The sequence below is a fragment of the Okeania hirsuta genome (assembly GCF_003838195.1).
Classification (GTDB): Bacteria; Cyanobacteriota; Cyanobacteriia; order Cyanobacteriales; family Microcoleaceae; genus Okeania; species Okeania hirsuta.
Genome location: NZ_RCBY01000285.1, coordinates 1 through 8,079, shown reverse-complemented (window position 1 = coordinate 8,079; position 8,079 = coordinate 1). Strand labels below are relative to the sequence as shown.

Sequence of the window (8,079 nt, the reverse complement as noted above, 5' to 3'; positions counted from 1 at the left end):
GCGTGAACACCCCCGTTGACGGTGGGGTATTAAACCCACAAAGAAAATGATAAATGATAATTTACTTCGTAAACATTCAGCTATTAGCAGTCAGCGTTTCCCTGCGGGATGCTACGCAAACAGCAATTAGTAATGAATAATTACTTCTCAGATTTAGGAAGGGGACTTTGGCAGTAACTTTGTATTCTTTCTGAATTTCAACGGTTGCTTTTACCTTCTCCAAAATTAATAGCTGATAACGCAGTTCCAACCATAGGAGACTAGCTAATAGCTGACGGCTATTTGCGCAACATTCCACAGGAAATGCTTACTATACTTCTTAATAAAAGTCAAAATTTGCTTTTTTCATTAGACATATCCGAAAAAGAAAAAAATACCGAAAAAAGCCACAAAAAAAAGGGTGCATCTCATATTTGCAAAAATACTTTTTTTTCCTATATATTCCCTATTCCCTATTCCATTTTGCCTGTTGTCTGTTGCCTAAAAGCGATAAATTTTTGGCTTTATTCAAAATTGAGATGCACCCAAAAAAAAGGAATTAATTTAAGAATAAAAGAAGAAAAATTCAAAATTAGCCAAAGATAGTAGTTGAACATCTAACAAGATTGTTAAAAGTTTTCAGAGTAGTTCAATAAAGATTCAGATTAAGAGGGAAAAAAATGAGCAAATAGTGAAGACAATATGTGGCTTAGTGAGACTGAACAAAGGAGGGTTAATCAGATAATCAAAAAAGTTGTAAACAAGAAATAAAAAAATCAAATATAAGGGGATACGCGACCCCTCCTAAAATTAAATGACAAGCTAGAAGTCCGAGATTTAAACCCAAGCTTTTAGCGCGCTGAAAACTGAGTGCTATTTGCAGAGCATTCCGGTACAAAAAATGCTGATAGCTAGTTAACTTTGATTACTTTGTTCTGCACTTTGAATTTTTATTTAAACTGCTGTAAAGTCTATCTAATTATCGTTTAACGACTAAAAGACAATTAATCTATTAGTCTATCTAATCATAAATCAATAAATCATGGTGCACGAATTTTCCTTTGCTTTTGGACTACGAAAAATAGAAGATAATAACCTCTCATCTCAAAAACATGAGTCACGCTCAATCTACCGAGCAATTGTGTTAATGCTATTAACCACAACCATAGTCGGTTTACAAGTTAGTCGTCTGGTTCAACTACAATTAATTCAAGGTCAACAGAATAGAGACCGAGCAGAAAACAACCGCATTAGGCCAATTTCAGTCCCATCCAATCGAGGACTAATCCTAGACCGTAATGACAAAGTCTTTGCATCTAATCGTCCCATCCGTTCCATCTATTTATGGCCAAAAGAACAATCCAAAGAGCAATGGAAAATTACTGCAGAAAAGCTCAGAACCATAATTGATATACCCGCCGAAAAAATCATTCAAAAAGTAGAGCAGGCTATAAATTCAGGAGAAAAGAATGTAAATATTAGCCATGAAGTGAATCGTGATACTTTTGTCACCTTACAGGAAAGAGCTGCGGAATTTTCCGGTGTAGAAGTGAGGTCGGAATCAACTCGTTATTATCCTCATGGACAATTAGCATCTCATATAATTGGATACCTTGGCGAAGCTACATCAGAAGAACTAAAAGCTAACCCAGAATATCAAATGAGAATGATGGTTGGTAGATTAGGGGTTGAAGCAAGTGCTAATAATTTACTTGGGGGAAAATGGGGTAAGCGTTTGATAGAAGTCAATGCCCAAAATCAGGAAATAGGTAGTCTCGGAGAAATTAAACCTCAAGCAGGAAAGACAGTAAAGTTAACTCTTGATATAGACCTTCAGAAAACAGCAGAAAAAGCTCTAGGTTTTCGTAAGGGAGCAGTAGTTGCTCTAGATGTGAATACGGGGGAAATTTTAGCAATGGCCAGTTATCCCAGATTTAACCCCAATGTGTTTACGAAACCTATGTCTCAAGCCAAATGGCAAAATATTCATAGTCAGGAGCAATCATTTTTAAATCGGTCTCTCCAAGGTTATCCTCCAGGTAGTACTTTTAAAATAGTGACTTCTTCAGCAGCTATGGGGTCTGGAAAATTTTCACCATACTCCCTTGTATATACTTCTGACTCGATTTATGTTGGAGGTATTAGTTTCAATGAACATAGTGGAGGATATGGTTCAATTGGTTTTAGAAGTGCATTAGCCTATAGTAGTAATACCTTCTTTTATAGAATAGGTATGGCTATTGGACCTCAAGAAATAATTAAATGGGCACATCAGCTTGGTTTGGGTGGTGAAAATTTAAACCTTTTGGGCATACCCGCAACATACAATGGTTTAATTCCTACTGAAGAAGATAAACGTAGGATTTATAATGATGATTGGTATTTGGGTGATACAGTAACTATGGCAATTGGCCAGGGTCTGGTTTTGGTGACACCATTAGAGTTGGCAGTAGCAGTAGCAGCGATCGCTAATGGTGGTAAACAGATTAAGCCTCACTTGTTAGCAAATGAAACGAATAGTCCAAAAATGAAGCCTACTCCCACAGGGTTGAAACCTGAACAGATAAAGATTATTAGAGAAGGGATGATTGATGCAGTTTATTATGGTACAGCACAATCTCTTAATGACGGTACTATTCCTCTGACAGGAGGGAAAACGGGAACCTCAGAAGTAATTGGACAAAGGTCTCACTCTTTATATGTTGGTTTTGGGCCAGCTTATCAGTCAAAAATTGCGATCGCTGTCATTGTGGAGAATGGAGGTTATGGTTCTGTTTCTGCTGCTCCTGTTGCCAAACAGGTTTTTCAAACTTATTTCAGCAAGTATAATGAAGATCAATCAAACTAGATTGTAACTTGGGATTTTATATTTTTGATTGAAGGAAGAAGAAAGAAGAAAGAAGAAAGAAGAAAGAAGAAAGAAGAAAGAAGGAAGAAGCAAAAATCTTACGTTGTCTGAACAAGAAGTGTTCCTTTGACAAAAAAGAGAATTAATGACTTAAAAACTGGTATTGAAGTCATTAATTATGACTCCTGACTTCTAATACCATGTCCGGTAGCATCGGTATTGTAAGCGTGAAGGTAAGGAAGACCGAAGTTGGAAGAGGGAAGAAGACTTAAAAGCTTGAAAAAACTTAAGTTTCCTGTAGATATTCGCCCTTGATTTTACACAAACGATACCAGCGCACATAACATAATACCATATCCGGTTTACACAGGAGGTTGATTAAAAGGGTAAAGCAGCTATGCTGATGCACTACCCTAATTTGGAAAAAGAATGTTACGAACATAGGACTTACGCACCTCAAGGTATCTTCGTCATTGCGACCCATAGGGAAGAATCTCAACTCGTAGTTTTTCGTACCTCATGCGTAAGTCCTAGAATAAATAATCAGGGCAGTTAAAAGACACCTACAGCAAATGTCACTTGAAATAAAAATATAAATTCTGACCTAATAAATGGTATCAAAGCTTATTCATTCTGACTCCTAAGAAATAACCTAGTTATTTGTACCAAACATTTATCAATTTGGTATAATCCTTTTGTTTGATTTATTGGCGTTGGTGACATCCTCTCCGGCCTGAAGGCGCGGAGATTCCTACTGAACCGTAGCTCTTCGGTGGGTTGACGTTTTGCTGGCGCAAAGCTCCGCTAACACAGGCTGCTGCTAGCTTGACCCTAGTCTTATGCTTGCCTCCACGTCCGTTTAATGTCTCGGACTGCCTGCCCGCGACTAATATATTTATTGCTGTATTCTCGTCTCTGTCGTGTTTGGCACCACAATTAAGGGATTCCCATTCTCGCACTTGAAGGTCTAATTTGCCTCTACGAAAACCACAACATGAACATTTTTGAGTCGTCGCCTCCCAACGACTAATTATTCTCAAATCACGACCATACTTTTCTGCTTTTCCTTCTAAGAAAGTTCTAAATTGTCGCCAACCTAAATCAGATATAGCTCTGGATAATTTGCGGTTTTTTACCATGCCATAAACATTCAAATCCTCTAAAACAACTGTTTGGTTTTCACGAATTATTTTAGTAGATAATTTATGCAGAAAATCTGTCCTTGTATCTTTTAATTTACTATGAAACTTAGCTACTCTAGCCCGTGCTTTTTCATACCTTTTAGACCCTTTAGTTTTATTAGATAATGACTTACTTAACTTTCGATACTTCTTAATCCATTTTTTCAACGGTTTTGGTGCATCAATCTTTGTACCATTGCTGAATGTTGCAAAGGTTTTAATACCTAAATCTATGCCTACTGAATTATCAGTTTTTGGTAAAGCTTCTGGTTGTATTTCTACGACAAAACTAAGAAAGTATCTATTAGCTGAATCTTTAATAACTGTTACTGAGCTAGGCTCACTGGGTAGTTTTCTTGACCAGGCTACTTTCAGCTTTCCAATCTTGGCTAAATAAACTTTATCTTGGTGTACTTTAAACCCCTTCAAGGTAAACCTGGCAGTCTGTTTTGATTTTCTGCTTTTAAATTTGGGAGGTTTTATGGCTTGGCCTTTTTTCTGACCTTTTGTAGAACTGAAAAAGTTTTGATAAGCTTGGTTTAAATCATTCAATGATTGCTGTAATGGTACAACTGAAACCTCTGATAACCATTCTCTATCCTCCACCTTTTTAGCTTTAGTAATAAACTGTTTTTGTAGTTCAGAGTTAGCAGGTTTCTTCTCTCCTAATTTGTATTTTTCTTGACAGCAAGCTAGACTATCATTCCAGACAACGCGGACGCAACCAAATAGCTTTGCTAATCGGTATTTTTGTCCCGGTGTTGGATATATACGGTACTTAAATCTAGCTTTCATAGTATGACTTTAAACTAACAATATGATAACATAGTTGTTGAAGAAAAACCAATTTAAAAGTCGCCCTAGAAGGGCGAGGCTTCAAACCCCATTTTTCGGTGAAAAGAGGTATGATCTCATGTCTGGATAAGAGCGTGATAGAACTCTGTGACCTTTATGCCACCAAAAAACTTTCTCCTTCTACTCAGGGTTTCTGATTCTTTCTTCCCTCCTAACTCAGTCCTCCTGACTTCCCCTCCTGGGAGGAGCGCGCGGGTAGGTTGACTCCTAAAGAATTAAGATAAATATCATACACGCGCTTTACCAACGCCGATTTATTTGATTCCTCAAATAAAAACTATTTAGCTTAACTAGAACTACGGTGATTTATCCTGTTCCTGAAAAGCATTAATTATCTCAACCGAATCTTCCCCTAATCGAACAGTAAAATCAGAACCAATTTCACCAATAGAAGCAGGCTCAATATTACCAAAACCCAAAGCATTTTTCACAACTTCAGCAGACTCCAAATAACCCCCTTGAACAATAATTTGAGTCAAAGGTTCTTTGTCAGGCCAATCAGAAACTACATAAACATTGTAGAATCCTTGATCCCTCAAATATTGAGCAAAATTTGTCGCTGCTTGAGAATTACTAGAGGCATTTTGAACAGCTATTTTAGCCTCTAAAGACAAAGTTTCATTAACTTTTATCGGATAAAATAGATCGTTATAATTAAAATCTTCTAACTTGAAATTAAAATATTGTTCAAGGATTCGGTCTCGACCAGGTTGATCTATAATCCAATAGCTACTCAAATACTCATCACTAGAACTAGCTCTTCCTGGCAACATTACCATTCTCAAATCATCTCGTTCTAAATCAAGACTAAAACTTACCAAAGCTAACATTTCAGGAAAACTTAAATTAGTATCAACATACTTCAGCATTACCTGAATAATATGAGGCAACCGAGGTAAAACTGCCACATTAGTAACGCGGTTTCGGAGCGCCTTGAGCAAAACTTGTTGTCGTTGAATACGACCAATATCTCCATGAACTTCTTCTCGGAAACGAGCAAATTGTTCTGCTTGTTCACCATTGAGAGTTTGCCAACCAGACTTTAAATCTATTTTTAGCTGCTGAGTATTATCAGTATAAGACATAGGTTGAGGAACAAAAATTTCTACCCCACCAAGTTGTTCCACTAATTCTCGAAACGCTCCCTTACTAACTCGCACATATCGGTCAATCTCAAAACCACTTAAAGTACTCTCTAAAACACTTTCTACCAGTTCTGGCCCACCATAAACATTAGCTTCATTAATTTTAGCAATACCAACTTTGGGAATTAGGACTTGAGTATCTCGTGGTACTGAAAGTAAACTGACAGTCTGAGTAGTGGGATTAGCTTGTACTAATAGTAAAGTATCGCTACGACCCTCAAACACATCTGGAGAATTTTCTGCCACCCCTGAGACTTGGTCAATTCCCATCACCAGAATATTCATCGGTTGTGAGAGTTGGTAAGGCAGACCCTTACGCCATAGGACATCTGAAGTAAATTTCTGGAGTAGTTGGCTGAAAAACTGTGGTTCAACCGGAGCAAATAGAGCAGTTATTGCCCCAAAAGAAGTAGTTGTAGTTCCACTCAACACTAATACAAGTATCCAGAACCACAATTTGTGCCAAATAGACCGGGACTTAGTAGAAGAAGTATTATTCATAATAAAAGTTAAAAGTTAAAAGTAAGATTATTGGTGTAACTATAGCCGTTTGTGTCCAAGTTAATGGCTATAAATGGAATAAATAGGGCTTGCTGATAAACTATCAAAGTATTGACATATAAAGGTTTCAGCCTTATTATGTTTAAAAAAAGTCCCAGCTTTTCGGTCAAGAAAGCTCAAAAAACTAGCATTTTGTGCAGACAAGGACAGAAAAATTAAGGGACAATTCTTCCAACTACATCCTCTGTAATTCCCATTTATCCTGACTCGGTCCTCTCCCTCCTGGGAGGGGGAGGGGCGAGGGGTGGGTTGACTCCTACCCTCACCCATAAGACTTTTTCAGCAAACCCTAAATAAAGATATAGACCACTTCTGAATTGGTAATAATTAATAACTGAGTCTAAATGCCAACTACTCAATTCCCTACTTCCTAAAAACTGAGAATTTTGTATTTCACAAACTATTAAACCGCTATAATATTGAAAGTCTGAGAATCTCCTCAAAAAATCAGCAAATTCCATAGTTGGGTAATATCATGTCCGGTTGAACAGTTTTGAAGAAGGAGACAGGAGACAGGAGACAGGAGACAGGAGGAAAATTACATGGGGATTCGCTCCCCCAAGTAATGCGTGAACACTCCCGTTGACGGTGGGGTATTAAACCCACAAAGAAAATGATAAAATAAATTAACGACGGAGGAGGACCGAGTCAGGAGGGAAGAAAGAAAAAGGAAGAGGAAGAACAGCAGAAGAAAGAGAAAGTTTTTTGATCACGCTCTTATCCGGACATAATATAACTTGGGAAAAACTGGCAATGAGAATTTAAGATTGAATAGTCTAATCTATTAATTAATCTAAAATCTGATGATACCTGTAATTCTTGCTGGTGGTAAAGGAGAACGTTTTTGGCCCTTAAGTCGAAAGCATCGACCCAAACAGTTTCTTTCTCTGGATGGCAGTGGTAAAAGTTTGTTACAAACAACAGCAGAGAGATTACTCTCATTATCTAACAATTGGGATGGTTTATGGGTTGTAACTTCGGCAATGTTGGCCGAAGGTGTAGCACAACAGTTACCCCAGATGCCAAAGGAAAATATATTGGCAGAACCAGAAGGAAGGGATACAGCTCCTGCTGTTGCGTGGACAGCTATAGAGACTGCACGTCGTTATGGGGAAGATGCAGTAGTGGGGTTTTTCCCTGCTGACCATTGGATCGGGGAACCGGAAGTATTCCAGAAGACCTTGGAGGCAGCAGCTGAGTTGGCAATGAATCAGGAGGCTATTGTTACCCTAGGTGTGAAACCCTCTTTCCCTTCTACAGGTTATGGATACATTGAACAGGGAAAAGAAGCAGGAAATTTTGGTGGGTTTGATGCTTATAGGGTGGCGCGGTTTACGGAAAAGCCTAACCGAGAGAAGGCTGAGGAGTTTTTAGCAACGGGTCGTTTTAGTTGGAATGGCGGTATTTTTGTGTTCCGGGTGGGGGTCATGTTGGCTGAGTTACGAAAATATGCGCCGACGATGATGACTGTTTTGGAGGCGATGGGTGCTGAGGGTTATTCTCAGTTGGA

The 8,079-nt window shown here is 38.2% G+C and carries 5 protein-coding genes; 2 read left to right on the top strand and 3 right to left on the bottom strand.

Translation table 11 applies throughout. The features are described from left to right. The first annotated feature begins 1,021 nt into the window (after window positions 1-1,021). Complete coding sequence (gene mrdA, locus D5R40_RS28085) at window positions 1,022-2,827, top strand: penicillin-binding protein 2 (RefSeq protein ID WP_124147661.1); 1,806 nt, start codon at window positions 1,022-1,024, stop codon at window positions 2,825-2,827. 704 nt (window positions 2,828-3,531) lie between these two features. On the opposite strand, the gene D5R40_RS28080 is transcribed toward mrdA, so the two are convergent. The 3 genes from D5R40_RS28080 to D5R40_RS36275 form a co-directional block, all read right to left on the bottom strand. Next, window positions 3,532-4,803: an RNA-guided endonuclease InsQ/TnpB family protein gene (locus D5R40_RS28080; RefSeq protein WP_240039196.1), complete on the bottom strand. Its 1,272-nt coding sequence runs from the start codon at window positions 4,801-4,803 to the stop codon at window positions 3,532-3,534. Window positions 4,804-5,159: 356 nt separating this feature from the next. Continuing rightward, complete coding sequence (locus tag D5R40_RS28075; RefSeq protein ID WP_124147660.1) at window positions 5,160-6,509, bottom strand: LCP family protein; 1,350 nt, start codon at window positions 6,507-6,509, stop codon at window positions 5,160-5,162. Window positions 6,510-6,766: 257 nt separating this feature from the next. Further along, complete coding sequence (locus D5R40_RS36275) at window positions 6,767-7,030, bottom strand: hypothetical protein (RefSeq protein WP_124155535.1); 264 nt, start codon at window positions 7,028-7,030, stop codon at window positions 6,767-6,769. 342 nt (window positions 7,031-7,372) lie between these two features. On the opposite strand from D5R40_RS36275, the gene D5R40_RS28065 reads away from it, so the two are divergent. Then, a partial coding sequence (locus tag D5R40_RS28065) for a mannose-1-phosphate guanylyltransferase (RefSeq protein WP_124155534.1) occupies window positions 7,373-8,079 on the top strand: 707 nt, incomplete at its 3' end.